This window comes from Cereibacter changlensis JA139, assembly GCF_003034985.1.
Taxonomy (GTDB): domain Bacteria; phylum Pseudomonadota; class Alphaproteobacteria; order Rhodobacterales; family Rhodobacteraceae; genus Cereibacter; species Cereibacter changlensis.
Map to the genome: position 1 here is coordinate 1 of NZ_PZKG01000047.1, position 22402 is coordinate 22402.

A 22402-nucleotide genomic window follows, 5' to 3' on the forward strand; every position below is an offset into this window, starting at 1 on the left:
GGGAACGCCCGGAGGAAGCGTGCGCCTCCGGCGGGGATATTTTCAGACAGAAAATGGGCTCAGCCTGCCCAGTCGGCCCGCACCAGCCCGCGCAGCGAGTTGCCGAGCCAGAGCTGGACGCGGCCGAGATCGGCGGCGTGCAGCACCGCCTCGCGGCAGCGGCCTTGGGCCAGCATCTCCTCGCGCAGCACGCCGGGCAGCAGGCCCGAAGTGAGCGGGGGGGTGCGGAGACCGTCGCCGGCGTCGAAGAACAGCGTGGTGATCGTGCCGTCGCAGACCTCGCCGCGCTCGTTGAGGAAGACGACCTCGTCGAGCCCGGGCGGCAGCGCGGCGCGGGCCGCGTCATAGGCGGCGCGGCGGCTCGACTTCACCTGCAGCCAAGGATCGTCCGAGGCAAGCCGCGCCTCGGCCAGCCCCAGCCGCCAGATGGGCTTGCCCGGCGGCAGCGGCGACGCCGTCACCTCGATCGCCCCTGTGGCGGCCAGCGTCAGCCGCATCCGCGCCGGGCCTTGGGGCGCCGCCGCGCGCAGCGCCGCCGCCGCGCCGTCGCAGCGCCAGCCAAAGCGCGCGGCGGCCCGCGTCAGCCGCGCCAGATGCCGCTCCTCGCGCGGGAAAACCGCGCCATCCCAGCCCAGCGTCTCGATCAGCCTCAGGCTGTCGTCGCCGGCAACTCGGCGAAACGTGCCTTCCACAGCGCCTCCTCCCATTCGCCCTGCGCGGTGGAATCCTGCACCACCCCGCCGCCCACGTTCAGCCGCACCCGCCCGTCCTGGAACAGCCGCAGCGTGCGGATCGCCACGTTGAAGGCGGCGCGCCCGTCCGGGGCCATCCAGCCCAGCGCGCCGCAATAGGCCCCGCGCGGGAAGGGCTCGACCTCGCGGATGATCTGCATCGCCCGGATCTTCGGCGCGCCGGTGACCGAGCCGCAGGGGAACAGCGCCGCGATCAGCGCGCCGAGCCCCGGGCGCCCCTCCAGCCGCCCGACCACCCGGCTCACCATCTGGTGCAGCGTGGCATAGCTTTCCACCGCGAAGAGCTCCGGCACCTTCACCGAGCCCACGGCGCAGAGCCGCGAGATGTCGTTGCGCAACAGATCGACGATCATCAGGTTCTCGGCCCGGCCCTTCTCCGAGCGGCGCAGCTCCTCGGCCAGCGCCGCGTCGCGCGCCGGATCGGGGTGGCGCGGGGCGGTGCCCTTCATCGGCCGGGTGGAAATGCCCCCCTCGGCGTCGCAGGCGAAGAACAGCTCGGGCGAGCGCGACACCACCACCGGCCCGGCGCCCATGTCGCAATAGCCGCCATGGCCCACCGGCTGCCGCGCCCGGAGCGCAACGTAGAGCCCGAGCGCGGTGCCCGCCTCCAGCCGCGTCTCGATCGGAAAGGTCAGGTTCACCTGATAGACATCGCCGGCGGCGATATAGTCGGCGACCTTGGCGAAGGCCCGGTCGTAGCCCGCGCGGTCCACCAGCGGCCGCAAGGGCCCCAGCCGCGCCGCGCCGGCCTCTGCCGCGGCCTGTGCCAGAAACGCCGCCGGATCACCGGGCCCGTCATAGGCCCCGAAGGCCAAGAGCGGCCCCTCGCGACCCGCCGGCATCAGCCCCGCCAGCCGCGGCTCGAAGACCAGCCCGGCCTCGTAGGCGGCATGGCCCGCCACCCAGGCCCCCTCGGCGCGCAGCGCCTCCAGCCGGGCAAGCGCGGGCTCCACCTCGTGAGGCTCCCAGGCGACGACATGCTCCGCCGCGCCGGAAAACAGCACCGGCCCGCCCGAGGGTCCATTTTCGCACAGGATCACGCCCAACTCCGCCTTGCCGTCCGTGGGCCGCATCTAGCACGCCCCCCGGCCAAGGCACAGGCCGCGCGCGACCCATCGGAACAGGGTTGCGCCGCGCCGCCACCCGACTATAACCGCGCCAATTTGCGCAGAGCGTAAGAATCCGGACATCCTGCGGCCCACTGGCCCCGGGAACATAGCTGTGGGGCCCAACATGCCGAAAAGAACCGATATCAAGTCGATCATGATCATCGGCGCAGGGCCCATCATCATCGGTCAGGCCTGCGAGTTCGACTACTCAGGCGCACAGGCCTGCAAGGCGCTGCGCGAAGAGGGCTACCGCGTCATTCTGGTGAACTCGAACCCCGCCACGATCATGACCGATCCGGGTCTGGCCGACGCCACCTATATCGAGCCGATCACCCCCGAGGTCGTCGCCAAGATCATCGAGAAGGAACGCCCCGACGCGCTGCTGCCGACCATGGGCGGGCAGACCGGGCTGAACACCTCGCTGGCGCTGGCCGACATGGGTGTGCTGGAAAAGTTCAACGTCCAGCTGATCGGCGCCAATCGCGAAGCCATCGAAATGGCGGAAGACCGCAAGCTCTTCCGCGAGGCGATGGACCGCATCGGGCTGGAGAACCCCAAGGCGACCATCGTCGCCGCGCCGAAATTGCCGAACGGCAAGTATGACATCAGCGCCGGCGTGGCCGAGGCCATCGCCGCCATCGAATACGTGGGCCTGCCCGCCATCATCCGCCCCGCCTTCACCCTCGGCGGCACCGGCGGCGGCGTCGCCTACAACCGCGACGATTACGAGCGCATCGTCCGCTCCGGTCTCGACGCCTCGCCGGTGGCGCAGGTGCTGATCGACGAATCCCTTCTCGGCTGGAAGGAATTCGAGATGGAGGTGGTGCGCGACCGCAAGGACAACGCCATCATCGTCTGCGCCATCGAGAACATCGACCCGATGGGCGTGCACACCGGCGACAGCATCACCGTCGCCCCGGCGCTGACGCTGACCGACAAGGAATACCAGATCATGCGCAACGGTTCGATCGCCGTGCTGCGCGAGATCGGGGTCGAGACCGGCGGATCGAACGTGCAATGGGCGATCAACCCGGCGGATGGCCGCATGGTGGTGATCGAGATGAACCCGCGCGTCTCGCGCTCCTCGGCGCTGGCCTCCAAGGCCACCGGCTTCCCGATCGCCAAGATCGCGGCCAAGCTCGCCGTCGGCTACACGCTGGACGAGCTGGACAACGACATCACCAAGGTGACGCCCGCCTCCTTCGAGCCCTCCATCGACTATGTCGTGGTGAAGATCCCGCGCTTCGCCTTCGAGAAATTCCCCGGCTCCAAGCCCGAGCTCACCACCGCGATGAAGTCGGTCGGCGAGGTCATGGCCATCGGCCGCACCTTCCACGAGTCGATCCAGAAGGCGCTGGCCTCGCTCGAGACCGGCCTCACCGGCTTCGACGAGATCGCCATCGAGGGCGCGCCCGACAAGGCCGCCGTCATCAAGGCGATCTCGGCCCAGACCCCCGACCGCCTGCGCCTCATCGCGCAAGCCATGCGCCACGGGCTGTCCGACGACGACATCCAGGCCGCCACCGCTTTTGATCCGTGGTTCCTCTCGCGCATCCGCGAGATCCTCGAGGCCGAGGCCGAGGTGCGGGCCAAGGGCCTGCCGCTGAAGGCCGACGGCCTGCGCAAGCTGAAGATGCTCGGCTTCACCGACGCCCGGCTCGCCACGCTGACCGGCCGCGACGAGGCGCAGGTGCGCCGCGCCCGCCGCAACCTCGGCGTCACCGCGGTGTTCAAGCGCATCGACACCTGCGCCGCCGAGTTCGAGGCCCAGACCCCCTACATGTATTCCACCTACGAATCCCCGGTCATGGGCGATGTGGAATGCGAGGCCCGCCCCTCCGCCGCCAAGAAGGTCGTCATCCTCGGCGGCGGCCCGAACCGGATCGGTCAGGGCATCGAATTCGATTACTGCTGCTGCCACGCCTGCTTCGCGCTGACCGAGGCCGGCTATGAAACCATCATGATCAACTGCAACCCCGAGACGGTCTCGACCGACTACGACACTTCGGACCGGCTGTATTTCGAGCCGCTCACGCTGGAGCATGTGCTGGAGATCCTGCGGGTGGAGCAGGACAACGGCACGCTGCACGGCGTCATCGTCCAGTTCGGCGGCCAGACCCCGCTGAAGCTGGCCAATGCCCTGCATGACGAGGGCATCCCGATCCTCGGCACCACCCCCGACGCCATCGACCTCGCCGAAGACCGCGAGCGCTTCCAGCAACTGCTGCACAAGCTCGACCTGCGCCAGCCGATCAACGGCATGGCCCGCTCGCGCGACGAGGCCTTCGCCATCGCCGGCCGCATCGGCTACCCGCTGGTGATCCGGCCCTCCTACGTGCTCGGCGGCCGCGCCATGGAGATCGTGCGCGACGACGCCCAGCTCGAGCGCTACATCCGCGAGGCGGTGCATGTCTCGGGCGACAGCCCGGTGCTGCTCGACAGCTATCTCGCCGGCGCGATCGAGGTGGATGTGGATTGTCTCTGCGACGGCGAGGCGGTGCATGTCGCCGGGATCATGGAGCATATCGAGGAAGCCGGCGTGCATTCGGGCGATAGCGCGTGCTGCCTGCCGCCGCATTCGCTCTCGGCCGAGACCATCGCCGAGTTGAAGCTGCAGACCGAAAAAATGGCCCTCGCCCTGCACGTCAAGGGGCTGATGAACGTCCAGTTCGCCATCAAGGACGGCGAGATCTTCGTGCTCGAGGTGAACCCCCGCGCCAGCCGCACCGTGCCATTCGTGGCCAAGGCGACCGACTCGGCCATCGCCTCCATCGCCGCCCGGCTGATGGCCGGCGAGCCCCTGTCGAACTTCCCGCTGCGCGAGGCCTACCCCGCCGGCGTCGGCCCCGACACCGACCTGCCGCTCGCGAACCCGCTGACCCTCGCCGACCCGATCACCCCGTGGTTCTCGGTCAAGGAATCGGTGCTGCCCTTCGCCCGCTTCCCCGGCGTCGACACGCTGCTCGGGCCGGAGATGCGCTCCACCGGCGAGGTGATGGGCTGGGACCGCAGCTTCGCGCTGGCCTTCCTCAAGGCGCAGATGGGCGCCGGCACCCACCTGCCGGAAGAGGGCCGCGTGTTCCTCTCGGTCAAGGATGCCGACAAGTCCCCGGCGCTGGCCACCGCCGCCCGCGACCTCACCGCGATGGGCTTCGAGCTGATCGCCACCCGCGGCACGGCGGGCTGGCTCTCCGAGCAGGGCATCGCCGCGACCCGGGTGAACAAGGTCTACGAAGGCCGGCCGAACATCGTCGACATGCTGAAGAACGGCGAGATCGCGCTGGTCCTGAACACCACCGAGGGCTCGCAGGCGGTGTCAGACTCGCGCGATATCCGGGCGGTCGCATTGTATGACAAGATCCCGTATTTCACCACGGCGGCGGCGAGCATCGCGGCGGTCGAGGCGATGAAGGCCCGGGGTGAGGGCTATGGGGTGCGGACGCTGCAGGGGTGAGAGGCGTCCGGCGATCTTCCAGTGGAAGATCGTCAGCGCCGAACGCCCGCCGCGGAAGCGGCGGGCCGGGAGAGGCAACCCCCGTAGGGTGCGCATTCATTGCGCACCATCCCCTTCCCGCTCATGCGCCGCATCCGCGCCCCAAGCTCCTCCCGCACCTCTCCTTCCGCCTCCTCCGGATCCAACGCCGGGTCGCCCCCCGTTGGCTGTTCGCCGTCGAACGCCCGGAGGATCTTCCGGCGGAAATCGCCCGGCCTCGCCCCCACAAGCGCAATCGGCCGACCGGAAGCGGGTTCCTGAGCGCCAGACGTCGCCAAAGCGTCGCATCCGGACCTTGCACCGGGCGCCTGCCGATGGCATTTGTCACGGCAAGCCGCTCCCGTGGGCTTCCCGCAGGGGCTTCGCCCCTCCAGGCGGGACGCGAGCGCCGGATCGGGGATTGCGTCCCCGTGGTTCCGCTTGTGCGGCATGCCGAGTTCAATGCAGATTTGCCAGGCGGTAGCGGAGCAGGATTTCGTGATCGAACAGACTGAAGACGCCCGGCTCGAGGCCCTCCAGCAGCTCAGGCTGCTGGACACCTCCGCCAGCGAGAGCTTCGACCGCATCACCCGAATGGCGAGCCAGATCTTCGGCCTGCCGGTCGCCGCCGTCTCGCTGACCGACCAGGACCGGCAGTGGTTCAAGTCGCGCGTCGGGGTCGAGCATATGAGCATCCCGCGGCACAAGGCCCCCTGCGCCCAGGTGGCCGAGACGACGATGCCGGTCGTCATCAACGACCTGCTGGCGGACCCGTTCTATGCCGACAGCACGCTCGGTCGCAACGGCACGCGGTTCTACGCCGGTGCGCCGCTGGTCACCCGCGAGGGCTTCGGCCTCGGCGCGCTCTGCGTGCTGGGGACCGAGCCGCGGCAGGCCTCGCCGGCCGAGCTGTCGGCGCTGGTCGACCTTGCAGCGATGGTCATGGCGCAGATCGAGTTGCAGCACGCCTTCGGCCGTCTGGACCCGGTCAGCGGCCTGCCAAGCCGCAACCAGTTCCGCGACGACCTCGCCGATCTGGCCCGCGACGGCCAAGGCGAGCCGCGCTTTGCCGTCGTCGTCGATTTCGCCCGCCCCGACCAGATCAGCCAGATCTCCCGCGTCATGGGCGGCGCGCGGTTCGACGACCTGATCCGCGAGGCGACCCGCTCGCTGCGCCGCATCCTCGGGCCGCAGCAGGCGCTCTACTACGTCGGCCTCGCGCAATTCGCCTTCCTATCGCCGCCGGAGGCCGCGGCCGAGACCTATATCGAGGAGCTGCAGGCGCTGCTCGACCAGCTGCGCGCGGCGCCGACGGTCGGCTTCGTCACCGACATCAGCCTCGGGGCGCGGCCCTTCCTGGTGGGCGAAGAAGCGGCCGACGACCTGCTGCGCGGCTCGGCCAGCGCGGCGCAGGATGCGCGCAGCGCCAGCGCCGGGGTCATGCTCTACTCGGCCTGCAGCGACCGGGTGCACCGGCGGCAATATGCGCTGCTGCAGGATTTCGCCGCCGCGCTGGTGGCGCAGGACCAGCTGCGGCTGGTCTACCACCCGCGCATCGACCTCGCGACCGGGCGCTGCGTCGGGGCCGAGGCGCTGCTGCGCTGGAACCACCCGGTGTTCGGCGAGATCTCCCCGGCCGAGTTCATCCCGATCGTCGAGCAGACCTCGCTGGCCCGCGCCCTCACGCAATGGGTGCTGGGCGCGGCGCTGGACCAGCTCGCCGCCTGGCAGGGCGGGGGCGTCGCGCTCACGCTGTCGCTGAACATCTCCGCCAGCAATCTGGCCGAGGCCGATCTGGCGCAGCGCATCCGGCTGGCGCTGCAAGGCCGCGGCCTGCCCGCCGACCGGCTGGAGCTGGAGCTGACCGAAAGCGCCATCATGAACCGGCCGGAGCAGGCGCTGGCCGTGCTGCAGGACCTGGCGGGGATCGGCCTCACCCTCGCCATCGACGATTTCGGCACCGGCCACAGCAGCCTCGCCTATCTGCAGCGCCTGCCCGCGCGGGTGATGAAGATCGACCAGACCTTCGTGCGCAGCCTGTCCGGGGCGGTGGCGGGGTCTGACCTCGTGCTGGTCGAGACGATGATCGGCCTCGCGCAGCGGCTGGGCTACCGCGTGGTGGCCGAGGGGGTCGAGACCGCCGAGGTGGCCGACCTCCTGGCCCGGCTCGGCTGCGAGGAGGCCCAGGGCTACTGGTTCTCCCGCCCGCTGGAGGCCGCCGCCTTCGCCGACTGGCTGGCGGATCGGGCGATCAACGCCCCAGCCCCGTAGGGCGGGTTTCCAACCCACCCCTGCCCCACCCCCGTAGGGTGCGCATTCATTGCGCACCACGCCCTCACCCCTCCTCACTCATCCGCCGCATCCGCGCCCTGAGCGCCGCCCGCGCTTCCCGCTCCGCCTCTCCCGGCGCCTCCGGCACGTCCTCCCCCAACTCCCGCGCCGTGTCGCCCCACCTTGGCCGCTCGCCGTCATACGCCCCTTCCCGCTGGCGATAGAAGTCCGCCGTCTCCGCCCCGCGGATCACGCCGGCGAGCCGCGCGTGCATGTAGACGCGCAGCACCTCGTTGATGCGCGGGCCGTGCCCGGCGCCCATCGACTTGAAGAAGCGCAGCACATCCTCCTCCAGCCCCAGCGTCACCCGGACCTTGCGTTTCGGCGTCCGCGCGCGGGCGATGGCGAACCACTCGGGCGGGATGCGGCCGGTGTCCTCGATCGACTGGTGCAGGTCGTATTCCAGCCGCCGCATCGCATCGGCCATGTAGTAGTAGTTCTCGCGCTGCCTGGCGCTCTGCTTCGAAAGATCGGTCATCGGCTTCTCCCTTTGCCGCGAATCCTTCGACAAATCGGTTAAAATCCGCCTCTCCCACCGTCTGCACGGGCCGTGCATCGCCCGTGCATCGGAATCATATCCTTGACTTCGGGGGCGAAAGGCCTCATCTCCCCCTCAACCGACGCCCGCTGCCGCGTGAGCAGCCGTCCCGCATTCCAACCCGGAATCCGGTCCAGGGCAGGTGATCCAGGTTCCCACCTTCACGCAGGGGCACCGCGACCAGATCGGCGCGTGTGGCATCCGGCTATGTGCGCGAGACTTTGGCCGCCCCTTCTGCCGGCTGTCGCGTCGTGGCGGCCAGATCCCCTTCCGGCGGGACAAGTCCCGCATTTGAAAGCATAAAATGTCCACATTCGACGCCCTCGGCCTCAGCCCGAAACTCACCAAAGGTCTGGAAAAGGCCGGCTACACCACGCCGACGCCGATCCAGACCCAGGCGATCCCGCATATCATGCAGGGCCGCGACCTCATGGGTCTGGCTCAGACCGGCACCGGCAAGACGGCGGCCTTCGGCCTGCCGCTCTTGCACCGCCTGCTCGACATCGGCCACCCGCCGGGCCCGCGCAACGTCCGCGCCCTGATCCTCGCCCCGACGCGGGAATTGGTCAGCCAAATCTCTGACAACCTTGAGGTTTTCACCAAGGGCACCCCGGTCAAGGTGGTCACCATCACCGGCGGCGCCTCGATCTTCCGCCAGTCGGAAAAGCTCGCCCGCGGCGCCGATGTTCTGGTCGCCACCCCCGGTCGCCTGATCGATCTGCTCGACCGCAACGCCCTGACGCTGGAGATGACCGGCTATCTGGTGCTGGACGAGGCTGACCAGATGCTCGACATGGGCTTCATCCATGCGCTGAAGAAGATCGCCAAGCACCTGCCGATGAAGCGCCAGACGCTGCTGTTCTCGGCCACCATGCCGAAGCTGATCGAGGATCTGGCCCAGACCTATCTGCGCGACCCGATCAAGGTGCAGGTCGCCCCTCCGGGCAAACCCATTGAAAAGATTGTCCAAGGCGTGCACTTCACCCCGCAGGGCGACAAGGCCAAGCTCTTGGAGACCTACCTCAAGCAGCACCCGGGCGAGATGGCGCTGGTCTTCGGCCGCACCAAGCACGGGTCGGAGAAGCTGATGAAGCTTCTGGTCAGCTGGGGCTTCAAGGCCGGCTCGATCCACGGCAACAAGAGCCAGAACCAGCGCGAGCGCACGCTGAACGAGTTCCGCGACGGCACGCTCGACGTGCTGGTGGCGACCGATGTCGCGGCGCGCGGCATCGACATCTCGGGGGTGCGGCACGTCTACAACTACGACATGCCGAACGTGCCGGAGAACTACGTCCACCGCATCGGCCGCACCGCGCGCGCCGGGGCCGAGGGCAAGGCGGTCGCCTTCTGCGCCCCCGCCGAGATGGACGAGTTCAAGGCGGTGGAAAAGCTGCTGAAACAGCCGATCCCGGTGCTCGGTGGCGCGCCCTGGGCGATGGATGCGGGCGCTGCCGCGCCGCGTCCGGGCCAGAACCGCGGCGGTCAGGGCCGCGGCAAGCCGATGGGCCAGGGCAAGCCCGCGGGTCAGGGCAAGCCGAAGCCGCAGGGCCAGAAACCGGCCCGTCCCGAGGGCGGCACGGACGCTCCGCGCAAGGCTTTCCGGCCGCGCCGCTCGGGCAATCGCAGCGCGGCCTGAGCCGCGCCGCGGGCCTGCTTCCGGTTGCCGCAGGCCGCAGTTCCACCAAGCCTTCGGTCCACAAATCCTCCATAATGGGGGACCGGCCAGCCGGAGTTGTTAACGAGTGATCCGGCGACTGCAGCGCCGGGGGTTTTTCTGTTGCGAGTTCCAAGCATTGCGCAAAGGGAAGCCCGGCGCTGGTCCGGCTTCGGTCGACGCCCCCGCCAGGCCTTCCCTTTGCTGCGCTGCCGGCATCTTGCACCCCCCGGCAGGGTTCGGCTATCTGCCCGGATGGCAAAACTCTACTTCCATTATTCAACGATGAACGCGGGCAAATCGACAGCGCTGCTGCAGGCCTCGCACAACTATCGCGAGGGCGGGATGCAGACCTATCTGATCACCGCCGAGCTCGACAACCGCGCCGGTCAGGCGCGGATCGCCAGCCGGATCGGCATCGCCGAGGCGGCGGACACCTTCGCCCCCGACGAGGATCTGCTCGCCAAGATCGCCGCGCGGCTGGCGCTCGGCCCGGTCTCCTGCATCTTCATCGACGAGGCGCAATTCCTCAGCAAGACGCAGGTCTGGCAGCTGGCGCAGGCGGTCGACGATCTGGGCGTGCCGATCATGTGCTACGGCCTGCGGGTGGATTTCCGCGGCGAGCTGTTTCCCGGCTCCGGCGCGCTTCTGGCCTGGGCCGACGAGATGCGCGAGGTTCGCACCATCTGCTTCTGCGGCAAGAAGGCGACGATGGTGGTGCGCAAGGGGGCCGACGGCCGGCCGCTGCACGAGGGCGAACAGGTGCAGATCGGCGGCAACGAGACCTATGTCTCGCTCTGCCGACGCCACTGGCGCGAGGCGGTCTGAGCCTCAGGCCGGGAGCGGCGCCTGCGCCCTGAGCGCGATCATCCCCCCGGCCCCGGCGATCAGCACCATGCCGAGCATCGCCATCGGCGTCAGCACCTCGCCCCAGAGCAGCCAGCCCCAGAGCGCCGAGGCGGGCAGGATGACATATTCGAAGACCGAGACCCGGCTGGCGGCGGCGACCTGATAGGCGCGGATCATCATCCCCACCCCCAAGAGCGACCCCGCCGCCTGGACGAAGGTCCAGAGCCAGAAGCCCTGCGACGGCCAGACCCAGCCGCGCTGCAGGAAACCCGCAGCCCCCTCGGGCGCCGACAGCGGGGCCAGCGTCAGCAGCAGGACCCCGAGCGCGCCCAGCACCCCCAAAGCGGCGAAGAAGCCGGCCAGCAGCGTCTCGGCGCTTTCCTCGGGGCACCATTCGCGGGTGGCGATATTGCCCATGGCGTAGAACAGCCCGGCCAGCACCGGCAGAAGCGCCGCCAGCGAGGCCTCGCCGGCAGCGCTCGGCCCCAGCACCATCAGCACCCCGAGAAAGCCGACGCCGACCGCGACGATCCGCACCGGGCCGATGTGATGGCCATAGGCGAAGCGCGAGATCAAGAGCACGAAGATCGGCGCGGTGAACAGCCCCGCCGCCACCTGCGCCACCGGCAGGAAGGCCAGCGCGCCGAAATAGATCAGCATCGCCGCCCCGTGGATCGCCGAGCGCGCCAGCACCGCCCGCGGGTTCACCGGCCGCAGCCTCAGCCGCAGCGGCAGGACGAGGAGCCCCAGCAGGGTCAGCGCCATCACCGAGCGGGTCAGGTGGAACTGCCAGAGCCCGGCCTCGGCGGCGATGACCCGCACGTAATTGTCGGTGAAGCCGATGAGCACGGCGTAGATCAGGATGAACCCTGCGGCGGCAACGGTGCGGTCGGCGGAAATCATCTTTGCCTCCTTGCGTCTTGACCCTTCCCTAAGACCGCAGCAGCGGCCAGACTGCGCGCCAGTATGCGACATTCATTGGTGGATTGTGGGAGGATCGGCGATGGGATGGCTTGCGGATGAACGTGGTCTGGAGAAATGCGCGGCCAATCACGCGCCGCTGACTCCGCTGTCGCATCTGGCGCGCGCCGCCGATGTCTATGCCGAGCGCACGGCGCTGGTGCATGGTGCGACCCGGCGCAGCTATGCCGAGTATCACGCCCGGGTCAGCCGGCTCGCCTCGGGTCTGGCCGCGATGGGCATCCGGCCCGGCGATGTGGTGGCGACGCTGCTGCCCAATGTGCCGGCGCAGGCCGAGGCGCATTTTGGCGTGCCGGCCTGCGGCGCGGTGCTCAACACCATCAACACGCGGCTGGATGTCGATACGGTGGCCTATATCCTCGGCCACGGCGGGGCGAAGCTGATCCTCTGCGACACGGCTTTCCTCGGGCTGGCGAAGGCCGCCTGCGCGGCGCTGGAGGGCGCGGCGCCGCAGATCGTCGAGGTGGCCGACCGCGAATCCGGTTTCACCCCGACCGGGGAGCATCCGACCTACGAGGATCTGCTGGCCAAGGGCAGCCCCTGGGCGCCCTGGGTGATGCCCGAGGACGAGTGGGAGAGCCTGGCGCTGAACTACACCTCGGGCACGACCGGGCGGCCCAAGGGCGTGGTCTATCACCACCGCGGCGCCTATCTTGCGACGATGGGCAATGCGATCTCGTGGCGGATGGTGCTTTACCCGGTCTATCTGACCATCGTGCCGCTGTTCCATTGCAACGGCTGGTGCCACGCCTGGATGGTGCCGATGCTGGGCGGCACGCTGGTCTGCTGCCGCGACGTGACCGCGAAGGCGATCTATGCCGCCATCGCCGAGGAAGGCGTGACGCATTTCGGCGGCGCGCCGATCGTGCTGAACGCGCTGATCAACGCCGCCGAGGAGGACCGCCGCCCCTTTTCGCATGTGGTCGAGGTCTTCACCGCCGGCGCGCCCCCGCCCGCAGCGACGCTGGCGGCGGTCGAACCGCTGGGCTTCAACGTGACCCAGGTCTATGGGCTGACCGAGGTCTATGGCCCGGCGACCGAATGCACCTGGAAGCCGGAATGGGACGTGGCGGCGGGCGAGGAGCGCGCCGCGCTGAAGGCGCGCACCGGCGTGGCGATGCCGACGCTGGAAGGGGCGGAGGTGCATGACACCCATGGCAAGCCCGTCGCGCGCGACGCAGGCCATCTGGGCGAGATCGCGATGCGCGGCAACATGGTGATGAAAGGGTATTTCAAGAACCCCGAGGCCACGGCCGAGGCCTTCAAGGGCGGCTGGTTCCGCACCGGCGACATCGCCTTCCAGCATCCCGACGGCTATATCAAGATCACCGACCGCGCCAAGGACATCATCATCTCGGGCGGCGAGAACGTGAGCTCGGTCGAGGTGGAGGGGGCCTTGATGCATCATCCGGCGGTCAGCCTCTGCGCCGTTGTGGCCAAGCCCGACGAGACCTGGGGCGAGGTGCCCTGCGCCTTCGTCGAGTTGAAGCGCGGCCAGACGGCGGATGAGGCGGAACTGATCGCCTTCGTCCGGGCGCGGCTGGCCGGGTTCAAGACGCCGAAACAGGTGATCTTCTGCGAGCTGCCGAAGACCTCGACCGGCAAGATCCAGAAATACGAGCTTCGCGCCGTGGCAAGGCTGTCCGCCAAGTGATTGTGACCGGCGGGCAAGCAGGCTATCGTCTCCGCGAGAGAAGTTCAGGCCGAGGCCGCACCCGCCCATGACGGCGCTGACGAAGTACCAGAAACTCGAATGCACAGGGCTCTGGCGCGATGCGCCGGATGCGCAGCGGCGCGAGGTGGTGGTGAATTTCGGCGAGGCCTCGCTGACCATGTCCGACCCGAGGTCGGAACTGGCGCTGTCGCACTGGTCGCTGCCGGCGGTGGAGCGGATGAACCCGGGCGAGATGCCGGCGCTCTACGCCCCCGGCCCGGAGGCCGACGAGACGCTGGAGCTCGACGACCCCGACATGATCGCCGCGCTGGAGACGGTGCATGACGCGCTGGTCTCGGCCCTGCCGCGCCCGGGGCGGCTGCGCAACTCGGTGCTGGGCGGGCTGACGGTGCTGGTGCTGGGGCTCGGCATCTTCTGGATGCCCGGCGCGCTGGTGACCCACACCGCCTCGGTGGTGCCGCCCGCCACAAGGGCCGAGATCGGCCGCATGGCGCTGGCCGACATGATCCGGCTGACCGGCCTGCCCTGCAGCGAGCCCTTGGGCGCGCGCGCCGCCGAACGGCTGACGGCGCGGATCTTCGGCCCCAAGGCCGCGCCGCTGCTGATCCTGCCCGACGGCGTCTCGCCCTCGGCGCATCTGCCGGACGGGCGCATCCTCCTGAGCCAGAGCCTGCTGGAGCGGCAGGACGGGCCCGAGGCGGTGGCCGGCTTCGCACTGGAGGAGGCGGCGCGGATCGACGCGGTCGACCCGCTGATCCCGCTTCTGCAACACGCCGGGACCGCCGCCACATTCCGGCTGCTGACCACCGGCGCGCTGCCGGAAGACGCGGTGGAGGGCTATGCCGAGCACATGCTGCGCGACACCCCCGAGCCGCCGGCCGAGGATCTGCTGCTGGCTCGGTTCGAGGCGGCGCAGATCTCCAGCACGCCCTTCGCCTTCGCCCGCGACCCCAGCGGCGAGTCGGTGCTGGGGCTGATCGAGGCCGACCCGTTCCGCGGCGCCTCGCCCAGCCCGGTGCTGACCGATGGCGACTGGGTCAGCCTGCAGGGCATCTGCCTCGACTGACGCTAGCAAAGAAAAACGCCCCACCGCGGAAGCGATGGGGCGCGAGGTTTATTCTGCCCGACTTTTTCTTGCCGTCCCTCGTCTCTTTGAAACGCGCTTCCCCGAACGCGTCTACCTGATGAATGCGTCGCGGAACCCCGCCTTGCGCGCCGCCGCCAGCGCCGCCCGCGCCTCGCCGGCCAGTTCGAACGGGCCGGCGAAGACGATCTGCACCGGCTTGCCCGCCATCCTCGCCTTGGCGCCGGCGACCGGAAGCCCGAGCGCCGCAAGCCGCGCCCGTGCGCCCTCGGCATTGGCCGGGCGGGCATAGGCGCCGATCTGCACATAGGCCTCGCGCAGCACCGTCTCGCCCACGGGCTCCAGCGCGCCGCCGCGCAGGGTCATCGGCCCGGCCAGACGGTCCGGCACCAGCGCGCCGGTCGCCGCCGTCGGTCCCAGCACGCCGCGCTCGGGGTTCGACGTGCAGATGCCGGTCTCGATCCCCGCCTCGGTCACGAAGCTGCCGCGATAGGGCGCGTCTTCCGGGCAGATGGGCGCCACCGGCGCCTTGCGTGCATGCGTTCCGCGCGCCCGCCGGGCCTTGGCCACCGGCGCAGCGGCGGGAGCGGCTTCGGCAGGCTCCGCCTCGGCGGTCTCGACCGGCTCCGGCTCCGGTTCAAGCTCGGCGATGCTCGGCAGGTAGCCGCAGAGCGGCGCGCCCTCCGGCGTCACCCGGCCGACCCAGCGGATGTCGCCCTCGACGCCGGCGCGCATGAAGACGCAGCCGCGGCTGTCGACATATTGCGGCTCGATGAAATCGGCCGGAGGCGTCTCCTGCGGGCCATCCGTCGCCGTCTGCGCAAGGCCCGCGCCCGCGAGGGACAGGCTTGCCAGCAGCGACAGGGTGACGGCACGCAGCATCAGGTTCTCCGGCAGGACGCGCACAGGATGCCCCGCGCGCCTCTGCAAGTAAAGCAAATTTGCCCCTATTTTGTACCAAACAGGCGGTCGCCCGCATCCCCTAGTCCCGGCACAATATATCCATGGTCGTCCAGCCTCTCGTCCACAGCTGCTGTGACGATCGGCACGTCCGGATGCGCCTCCTTCATGCGCTGCACGCCTTCGGGCGCGGCCAGAAGGCAGAGGAAACGGATGTTCTTCGCGCCCTTCTCCTTCAGGAGGTCGATGGCCGCCACCGAGCTGTTGCCGGTCGCCAGCATCGGATCGACGGCGATCACCAGCCGGTCCTCCAGCATGTCGGGCACCTTGGCGTAATATTGCACCGGCTGCAGCGTCTCGGGGTCGCGGTAGAGCCCGATGAAGCCGACGCGCGCCGCCGGGATCAGCTCCAGGATGCCGTCCATCAGCCCGTTGCCGGCGCGCAGGATCGAGATCAGCGCCAGCTTCTTGCCGTCGAGGATCGGCGCGTCCATCTCGCAGATCGGCGTCTCGATGGTCATGGTGGTCATGTCCAGCTCGCGCGTGACCTCATAGGCCAAGAGCAGGCTGATCTCGCGCAGCAGGCGGCGGAAACCGGCGGTCGAGGTCTCCTTCTTGCGCATGATGGTCAGCTTGTGCTGCACCAGCGGGTGGGTGACGACGGTGAGATGGTCAAGCATGGTCGGGCTCCAGTCGCTTGAGGATGCGGGCGCGGGTATCGGCATCACAGAAGGCGGCGTCAAGACTGGTGCGGGCAATCTTGCGGAACACCGCCTCGTCCCAGTCGAAAGCTTCGTGCAAGAGATCGTATTCGCGCTGCATCGTGGTGTGGAAGAAGGGCGGGTCGTCGGTGGAGACGGTCACCTTCACCTCGCGCTCGAAAAGCTCGCCGATCGGGTGCTTTCGCCAGCCGGGATAGAGGCCGAGGGCGATGTTGGATCCCGGGCAGACCTCCAGCACGATGCCGCGCTCGGCCAGCTCGTCGACCAGCGCCAGATCCTCGATGGCGCGCACGCCATGGCCGATGCGCTCCACCCGCAGGTCGGTCAGCGCGTCGCGGATGCTCTCCGGCCCGCCCCATTCCCCCGCATGGCAGGTGAGCCTGAGCCCGGCCTCGCGCGCCATGTCGAAGCTCCAGGCGAAATCCTTGGGCTTGCCGATCTTCTCGTCCCCCGCCAACCCGAAGCCGACGATGAAATCGCCCGCCGTTTCGGCGGCGCAGCGCGCGGTCTCACGCGCCTTGTCGGGGCCGAAGTGGCGGATCGGCGTGACGATGCCGCGCAGGGTGATGCCCATCTGCGCCTCGGCGGTGGCGGCGGCCTCGGTTATGGCATGCAGATATTCGCGCCATGCCCCCAGATCACGCCCGCCGCAGAAATCGGGCGAGAGGAAGGTCTCGGTATAGATCACACCGCTCTTCGAGCTCTCCTCCAGCACGGCGAGGGTGAGGCGGTGGTAATCCTCGGGCCGTTGCAGGGTCGATGTCGCGGCCTCGTAGACCTTCAGGAAGTGCCAGAAATCGGTGAAGGCATAGCTGCCGTCGGGGTTGAAGATCCCGCCGATGTCGATGTGCTTCTGTTTGGCCAGCCCGCGGATGAAGGCGGGCGGGGCCGCGCCCTCAAGGTGGAGGTGCAGTTCGATCTTGGGCAGCGGCGTCACAGAAAGCTCCTTCCCGGGCCTTGGGCCGGGATGTCGAGATGGGCGGCGAGGCTGGCCGCGACATCGGCGAAGGCGACGAGGCCGAGGCTTCCGGCCCCTGCCCCGGCGACCAGCACCGGCACGCGCTCGCGGGTGTGTTCGGTGCCGCGCCATGTCGGGTCGTTGCCGTGATCGGCGGTGAAGACCGCCAAATCGCCGGGCTGCAGCCGCGCGAGGAAGGCGCCGGCGCGGGCGTCGAACCCCTCCAGCGCGCGGGCATAGCCCGAGACGTCGCGGCGGTGGCCGTAGAGACTGTCGAACTCGACGAAGTTGGCGAAGGTCAATGAACCGGGCTCGGCCTCGTCGGTCAGACGCAGCAGATGTTCGAAGAGCTCGGAGTCCGACTTGCCCTTGTGCAACTTGCCGATGCCCCGGTGCGAGAAGATGTCGCCGATCTTGCCGACCGCATGGGTCGGACGGTCCGCACCCTGCACCCAGTCGAGCAGGGTCGGCGCGGGCGGGGCGATGGCGAAGTCGCGGCGGTTGGCGGTGCGCTCGAAGGCGCCTTCGCTACCGGTGAAGGGCCGCGCGATCACCCGGCCGACCTTCGTCGCATGCAGCGTCGGGGCCAGCGCCTCGCAGAGCGCGATCAGCCGGTCGAGGCCGAAGGCGCCCTCATGCGCGGCGATCTGGAAGACGGAATCGGCGGAGGTATAGCAGATCGGCCAGCCGGTCCGCAGATGCTCGGCGCCGAGCGCCGCGATGATCTCGGTGCCCGAGGCGTGGCAGTTGCCGAGAATGCCTTCGGTCCCGGCAAGGCGGCAGACCTCGGCCACCAGCGTCTCGGGGAAAGCCGGGCGGGTCACGGGGAAATAGGTCCAGTCCCAGGGCACCGGCACCCCGGCCAATTCCCAATGGCCGGAAGGCGTGTCCTTGCCGAGCGAGACCTCGGTCGCGGCGCCCCAGCGCCCCAGCGGCTCGGCCCCCAGCCCCGGCATCGCGTCGCCGGAAGCAAGGCGCACCGCCGCCGACAGGCCGAGCGCGTCGAGCACCGGCATCCGCAGCGGGCCGGTGCGGCCCTGCTCGGCCCGCCCCGCGGCGCAGGCCTCGGCGATATGGGCCAGCGTGTTGGCCCCCGCATCGCCGAAATCGGCGGCGTCGGGCGCGCCGCCGCAGCCCACGGAATCCATCACGATGAAAAAGGCGCGGGCCATCAGGCGATCCTCTCGTGGATCAGGGGAGGCTCCTCCGGCTCGGCGTCGCCGAAGCCGTAGGCCGCCTGCACCGCGCGCACCGCCGCATCGGCCTCGGCCTCGGTCGCGGCGTGGACCATGGCCAGCGGCAGGTCGCGGCTGACCTCCTCGCCGATCCCGGCAAGATCCGACAGGCCGACCGAGGGGTTCACCCGGTCGCCCTCGCGCAGCCGGCCACCGCCGAGATGCACCACGGCATGGCCCAGCGCCGCGCCGTCGATGCTGATGACATAGCCGGTGCGCGGGGCCGGAACCTCGCGCATCACCGGGGCCGAGGGCAGCCGGTCGGGCCAGCGCTCGACGAAATCGGCAGGCCCGCCCTGCGCCGCGACCATCCGGGCGAAGATCTCCGCCGCCGCCCCGCTCTCCAGCGCCATCTCGATCCGCGCCGCGCCATCCGCCGCATCCGCCGCCAAGCCGCCGAGCGCCAGCGCCTCGCCGCCGAGCGCCGCCGTCAGGTCCCAGAGCGCCGCGTTCACCGATGTGCCGGTCAGCGTCTCCATCACCTCGATCACCTCCAGCGCGTTGCCGGCGGCGGTGGCGAGCGGCTGGCTCATGTCGGTGATCAGCGCCGTGGTCATGCAGCCCGCGCCCTGCGCCGTGCCGACCAGCGCCTTGCCCAGCGCCTGCGCCTCGGCCATGGTCTTCATGAAGGCGCCCGATCCGACCTTCACGTCGAGCACCAGCCCCTCCAGCCCCGCGGCCAGCTTCTTCGACAGGATCGAGGCGGTGATCAGGTCGATGCTCTCCACCGTCCCGGTCACGTCGCGGATCGCATAGAGCCGCCGGTCCGCCGGGGCCATCCGCGCCGAGGCGGCGACGATGGCGCAGCGCACGTCGGTGATCTGCGCGCGCAGCTGGTCCTCGCCCATCGCGGTGCGGAACCCGGGGATCGCCTCCAGCTTGTCGAGCGTGCCGCCGGTATGGCCGAGCCCCCGGCCCGAGATCATCGGCACGTAAGCCCCGCAGGCCGCCAGCGCCGGGGCCAGCAGCAGCGAGATGCAGTCGCCGATGCCGCCGGTGGAATGCTTGTCGAGCACCGGGCCGGGAAGGTCCCACTCCAGCACGTCGCCGCTGTCGCGCATCGCCCGGGTCAGCGCCACCCGCCCCGGCGCGCCCAGCCCGCGCAGGCAGACCGCCATGGCGAAGGCCCCGGCCTGCGCATCGCTCACCTCGCCGTTCGCCAGCCCGGCGGCGAACCAGCCGAGCTCGGCGGCGCTCGGCGTCCGGCCCGCGCGCAACCCGGCGATGATGCTGCGGGCGTCCACCTCAGGCGCGGTCCATATGCGCGGCGGAGAACACGCCGGGCAGCAGGTCGGCCACCGTCATGGTGCGCGACACGCCCTCGGTGGTGCAGAGCGTGACGCGCGCGTCCTGCGGCGCGAATTCGGCGATCTTCTGCCGGCAGCCGCCGCAGGGCGGCACCGGCGAGGGGCTGTCGGCGATCACCAGCACCTCGGCGATCGCCGTCTCGCCCGCCGCGACCATTGCGGCGATGGCGCCTGCCTCGGCGCAGGTGCCCTCGGGATAGGCGACATTCTCGACGTTGCAGCCCGCATAGATCGCGCCGGAGGCCGAGCGGATCGCCGCCCCGACCTTGAAGCGCGAATAGGGCGCATAGGCGTTTTCACGAACGGCGGTGGCGGCTTGAAGCAGCGGCATGGCGGTCTCCGGGCTGGCCCCCGACCGGCAGGGGGCCTTTTCCGCGACATTGCGGCCTGCCTGCGTCGGATGCAAGCGCGGCAGGCGGAGAGGCGCGGAAGCAGGGCCGGACAGGCGGGCAGCGGCGCTGCGGGCGAATGCAGGGTTTGCACCCACCGGCATATAGTTTAATGCTGAACCATCTTTCGGAGAGGCGACCATGGACGAAATTCGGCACGACAACACCCGGCAGGCGGCGCTGGATTATCACGAGTTCCCCAAACCCGGTAAGCTGGAGATCCGCGCGACGAAGCCTCTGGCCAACGGCCGCGACCTCGCCCGCGCCTATTCTCCGGGGGTCGCCGAAGCCTGTCTGGAGATCAAGGCCGACCCCTCGACCGCCAGCCGCTACACCTCGCGCGGCAACATGGTCGGCGTCGTGACCAACGGCACCGCGGTGCTCGGCCTCGGCAACATCGGCGCGCTGGCTTCCAAGCCGGTGATGGAGGGCAAGGCGGTGCTCTTCAAGAAGTTCGCCGGGATCGACTGCTTCGACATCGAGCTGAACGAGCCCGACCCGGTGAAGCTGGCCGAGATCGTCTGCGCGCTGGAGCCGACCTTCGGCGCGATCAACCTCGAGGACATCAAGGCGCCGGACTGCTTCATCGTCGAGAAGCTCTGCCGCGAGAAGATGAACATCCCGGTGTTCCATGACGACCAGCACGGCACGGCCATCGTCGTCGGCGCCGCGGCGACCAACGCGCTGCATGTCGCGGGCAAGCGCTGGGAAGACATCAAGGTGGTCTCCACCGGCGGCGGCGCGGCGGGCATCGCCTGTCTGAACATGCTGCTGAAGCTCGGCGTGCGGCGCGAGAACGTTTGGCTCTGCGACATCGCCGGGCTCGTTTATCAGGGCCGCGAGGTCGAGATGACGCCGCAGAAGGCCGATTATGCGCAGGCCTCCGAGCTGCGGACGCTGGGCGAAGTGATCGACGGCGCCGACCTGTTCCTCGGCCTCTCCGGCCCCGGCGTGCTGACGCAGGACATGGTCTCGCGCATGGCGCCGCGCCCGATCATCTTCGCGCTGGCCAACCCGACGCCCGAGATCCAGCCGCATGAGGTGCGCGAGGTCAGCCCCGATGCGATCATCGCCACCGGCCGGTCGGATTACCCCAATCAGGTGAACAACGTCCTCTGCTTCCCCTTCATCTTCCGCGGCGCGCTGGATGTGGGCGCGACGCAGATCAACGACGCGATGCAACTGGCCTGCATCGAGGGCATCGCCAGCCTCGCCCGCGCCACCACCAGCGCCGAGGCCGCCGCCGCCTACAAGGGCGAGCAGCTGACCTTCGGCGCGGATTACCTGATCCCCAAGCCATTCGACCCGCGGCTGATCGGCGTGGTCGCCTCGGCGGTGGCCAAGGCGGCGATGGAGACCGGCGTCGCCACCCGCCCGCTCGACGATCTGGCGGCCTATCGGCGCAAGCTCGACAGCTCGGTGTTCCGCTCGGCCATGCTGATGCGCCCGGTGTTCGAGGCGGCCTCGCAGCAGTCGCGCCGCATCGTCTTCGCCGAGGGCGAGGACGAGCGGGTGCTGCGCGCGGCCAACGCCATTCTGGAAGAGACCGAGCACAAGCCGATCCTGATCGGCCGCCCCGAAGTGGTGGAGATGCGCTGCGAACGCGCGGGCCTGCCGATCCGTCCGGGCCGCGACTTCGATCTGGTGAACCCCGAGAACGACCCGCGCTACCGCGACTACTGGGGCACCTATCACGAGCTGATGGCCCGGCGCGGCGTGACGCCAGATACCGCCCGCGCGGTGATGCGCACCAACACCACCGCGATCGGCGCGATCATGGTGCATCGCGGCGAGGCCGACAGCCTGATCTGCGGCACCTTCGGCCAGTATCTCTGGCACCTGAACTACGTCACGCAGATCCTCGCCCGCAACGGGCTGCGCCCGGTCGGTGCGCTGTCCCTGATGATCCTCGAGGACGGGCCGCTGTTCATCGCGGACACCCACGTGAACCACGAGCCGACGCCCGAGCAGATCATGCAGACCGTGCTCGGCGCGGCGCGGCATGTGCGGCGCTTCGGCATCCAACCCAAGGTGGCGCTCTGCTCCTCGTCGCAGTTCGGCAACCTCGACTGCTCCACCGGGCGGCGGATGCGGCAGGCGCTGGACCTCCTTGACGCGCAGCAGCCCGACTTCGCCTATGAGGGCGAGATGCACATCGACGCGGCGCTCGACCAGTCGGTGCGCGACCGCATCTTCCCCGGCGGCCGCTTCGAGGGCCCGGCCAACGCGCTGGTCTTCGCCAATTCCGACGCAGCCTCGGGGGTGCGCAACATCCTGAAGATGAAGGCGGGCGGGCTCGAGGTCGGGCCGCTTTTGATGGGGATGGGCAACCTCGCGCATATCGTGACGCCCTCGATCACGGCGCGCGGATTGCTGAACATGTCGGCGCTCGCCGGCACCCCGGTGGACCGCTACAGCTGAGCGGTCCACCGCCCGCCCGGCGTCC

The 22402-nt window shown here is 69.7% G+C and carries 17 protein-coding genes; 7 read left to right on the forward strand and 10 right to left on the reverse strand.

Going from position 1 to position 22402, the window contains the following annotated elements; genetic code table 11:
- Positions 1-59: 59 nt before the first annotated feature.
- Positions 60-692 carry an aminotransferase class IV family protein gene (locus tag C5F48_RS11695; RefSeq protein WP_170139602.1) on the reverse strand — a complete coding sequence of 211 codons (633 nt, stop codon included), beginning with the start codon at positions 690-692 and terminating at the stop codon, positions 60-62.
- Positions 650-1792 (reverse strand): aminodeoxychorismate synthase component I, encoded by a 1143-nt coding sequence (locus C5F48_RS11700; RefSeq protein WP_107664116.1) that lies wholly within the window; start codon positions 1790-1792, stop codon positions 650-652. The genes C5F48_RS11695 and C5F48_RS11700 overlap by 43 nt, the downstream gene beginning before the upstream one ends.
- Positions 1793-1985: 193 nt before the next feature.
- Between C5F48_RS11700 and carB the strand changes: the two genes are divergently transcribed.
- Positions 1986-5315, forward strand: a complete 3330-nt coding sequence (gene carB / locus C5F48_RS11705) for a carbamoyl-phosphate synthase large subunit (protein WP_107664117.1) — start codon at positions 1986-1988, stop codon at positions 5313-5315.
- A 516-nt stretch (positions 5316-5831) separates the two neighbouring features.
- Entirely contained in the window at positions 5832-7604 is a 1773-nt protein-coding gene (locus C5F48_RS11715) for a GGDEF and EAL domain-containing protein (RefSeq protein WP_211314624.1), read from the forward strand.
- Between the two features lie 64 nt (positions 7605-7668).
- Here the strand turns inward: C5F48_RS11715 and C5F48_RS25690 are convergent, their stop codons facing one another.
- A complete protein-coding gene (locus tag C5F48_RS25690) occupies positions 7669-8142 on the reverse strand; it encodes a BrnA antitoxin family protein (RefSeq protein ID WP_211314623.1) in 474 nt (157 codons plus the stop codon).
- 364 nt (positions 8143-8506) lie between these two features.
- On the opposite strand from C5F48_RS25690, the gene C5F48_RS11730 reads away from it, so the two are divergent.
- Both C5F48_RS11730 and C5F48_RS11735 read left to right on the forward strand, forming a co-directional pair.
- Positions 8507-9838, forward strand: coding sequence for a DEAD/DEAH box helicase (locus C5F48_RS11730; RefSeq protein ID WP_107664100.1), 1332 nt, complete (start codon positions 8507-8509; stop codon positions 9836-9838).
- A 273-nt stretch (positions 9839-10111) separates the two neighbouring features.
- On the forward strand, positions 10112-10684 hold the full coding sequence (locus C5F48_RS11735) for a thymidine kinase (RefSeq protein WP_107664101.1): 573 nt from the start codon (positions 10112-10114) through the stop codon (positions 10682-10684).
- A 3-nt stretch (positions 10685-10687) separates the two neighbouring features.
- On the opposite strand, the gene C5F48_RS11740 is transcribed toward C5F48_RS11735, so the two are convergent.
- Positions 10688-11608, reverse strand: a complete 921-nt coding sequence (locus tag C5F48_RS11740) for a DMT family transporter (protein ID WP_107664102.1) — start codon at positions 11606-11608, stop codon at positions 10688-10690.
- A 100-nt stretch (positions 11609-11708) separates the two neighbouring features.
- Between C5F48_RS11740 and C5F48_RS11745 the strand changes: the two genes are divergently transcribed.
- Positions 11709-13340 carry an acyl--CoA ligase family protein gene (locus tag C5F48_RS11745; RefSeq protein WP_107664103.1) on the forward strand — a complete coding sequence of 544 codons (1632 nt, stop codon included), beginning with the start codon at positions 11709-11711 and terminating at the stop codon, positions 13338-13340.
- Positions 13341-13407: 67 nt separating this feature from the next.
- Entirely contained in the window at positions 13408-14427 is a 1020-nt protein-coding gene (locus tag C5F48_RS11750) for a hypothetical protein (protein ID WP_107664104.1), read from the forward strand.
- 111 nt (positions 14428-14538) lie between these two features.
- Here C5F48_RS11750 and C5F48_RS11755 read toward each other — a convergent pair whose 3' ends face one another.
- The 6 genes from C5F48_RS11755 to C5F48_RS11780 form a co-directional block, all read right to left on the reverse strand.
- Entirely contained in the window at positions 14539-15327 is a 789-nt protein-coding gene (locus C5F48_RS11755; protein WP_245941390.1) for an SPOR domain-containing protein, read from the reverse strand.
- Positions 15328-15392: 65 nt separating this feature from the next.
- Positions 15393-16025 carry a uracil phosphoribosyltransferase gene (gene upp / locus C5F48_RS11760; RefSeq protein WP_107664105.1) on the reverse strand — a complete coding sequence of 211 codons (633 nt, stop codon included), beginning with the start codon at positions 16023-16025 and terminating at the stop codon, positions 15393-15395.
- A complete protein-coding gene (locus C5F48_RS11765; RefSeq protein ID WP_170139601.1) occupies positions 16018-17004 on the reverse strand; it encodes an adenosine deaminase in 987 nt (328 codons plus the stop codon). Before C5F48_RS11765 ends, upp begins: the two co-directional genes overlap by 8 nt.
- Positions 17001-18197 (reverse strand): phosphopentomutase, encoded by a 1197-nt coding sequence (locus C5F48_RS11770; protein WP_107664107.1) that lies wholly within the window; start codon positions 18195-18197, stop codon positions 17001-17003. Before C5F48_RS11770 ends, C5F48_RS11765 begins: the two co-directional genes overlap by 4 nt.
- The gene (locus tag C5F48_RS11775; protein ID WP_107664108.1) at positions 18197-19504 is read right to left on the reverse strand and encodes a thymidine phosphorylase; all 1308 of its coding nucleotides are present in this window, start codon (positions 19502-19504) and stop codon (positions 18197-18199) included. The genes C5F48_RS11770 and C5F48_RS11775 overlap by 1 nt, the downstream gene beginning before the upstream one ends.
- A gap of 1 nt (position 19505) precedes the next feature.
- Positions 19506-19982 (reverse strand): cytidine deaminase, encoded by a 477-nt coding sequence (locus tag C5F48_RS11780; protein WP_258186498.1) that lies wholly within the window; start codon positions 19980-19982, stop codon positions 19506-19508.
- Positions 19983-20097: 115 nt separating this feature from the next.
- Between C5F48_RS11780 and C5F48_RS11785 the strand changes: the two genes are divergently transcribed.
- Positions 20098-22377: an NADP-dependent malic enzyme gene (locus C5F48_RS11785; RefSeq protein ID WP_107664110.1), complete on the forward strand. Its 2280-nt coding sequence runs from the start codon at positions 20098-20100 to the stop codon at positions 22375-22377.
- Positions 22378-22402: the final 25 nt, after the last annotated feature.

Excerpts from the sequence above, each read along its gene's own strand:
- C5F48_RS11740 (WP_107664102.1), bottom strand. The coding sequence starts at position 11,608 with ATGATTTCCGCCGACCGCACCGTTGCCGCCGCAGGGTTCATCCTGATC.
- C5F48_RS11755 (WP_245941390.1), bottom strand. The coding sequence starts at position 15,327 with ATGCTGCGTGCCGTCACCCTGTCGCTGCTGGCAAGCCTGTCCCTCGCG.
- C5F48_RS11745 (WP_107664103.1), top strand. The coding sequence starts at position 11,709 with ATGGGATGGCTTGCGGATGAACGTGGTCTGGAGAAATGCGCGGCCAAT.
- C5F48_RS11730 (WP_107664100.1), top strand. The coding sequence starts at position 8,507 with ATGTCCACATTCGACGCCCTCGGCCTCAGCCCGAAACTCACCAAAGGT.
- C5F48_RS11735 (WP_107664101.1), top strand. The coding sequence starts at position 10,112 with ATGGCAAAACTCTACTTCCATTATTCAACGATGAACGCGGGCAAATCG.
- C5F48_RS25690 (WP_211314623.1), bottom strand. The coding sequence starts at position 8,142 with ATGACCGATCTTTCGAAGCAGAGCGCCAGGCAGCGCGAGAACTACTAC.
- C5F48_RS11785 (WP_107664110.1), top strand. The coding sequence starts at position 20,098 with ATGGACGAAATTCGGCACGACAACACCCGGCAGGCGGCGCTGGATTAT.
- carB (WP_107664117.1), top strand. The coding sequence starts at position 1,986 with ATGCCGAAAAGAACCGATATCAAGTCGATCATGATCATCGGCGCAGGG.
- C5F48_RS11750 (WP_107664104.1), top strand. The coding sequence starts at position 13,408 with ATGACGGCGCTGACGAAGTACCAGAAACTCGAATGCACAGGGCTCTGG.
- C5F48_RS11770 (WP_107664107.1), bottom strand. The coding sequence starts at position 18,197 with ATGGCCCGCGCCTTTTTCATCGTGATGGATTCCGTGGGCTGCGGCGGC.
- upp (WP_107664105.1), bottom strand. The coding sequence starts at position 16,025 with ATGCTTGACCATCTCACCGTCGTCACCCACCCGCTGGTGCAGCACAAG.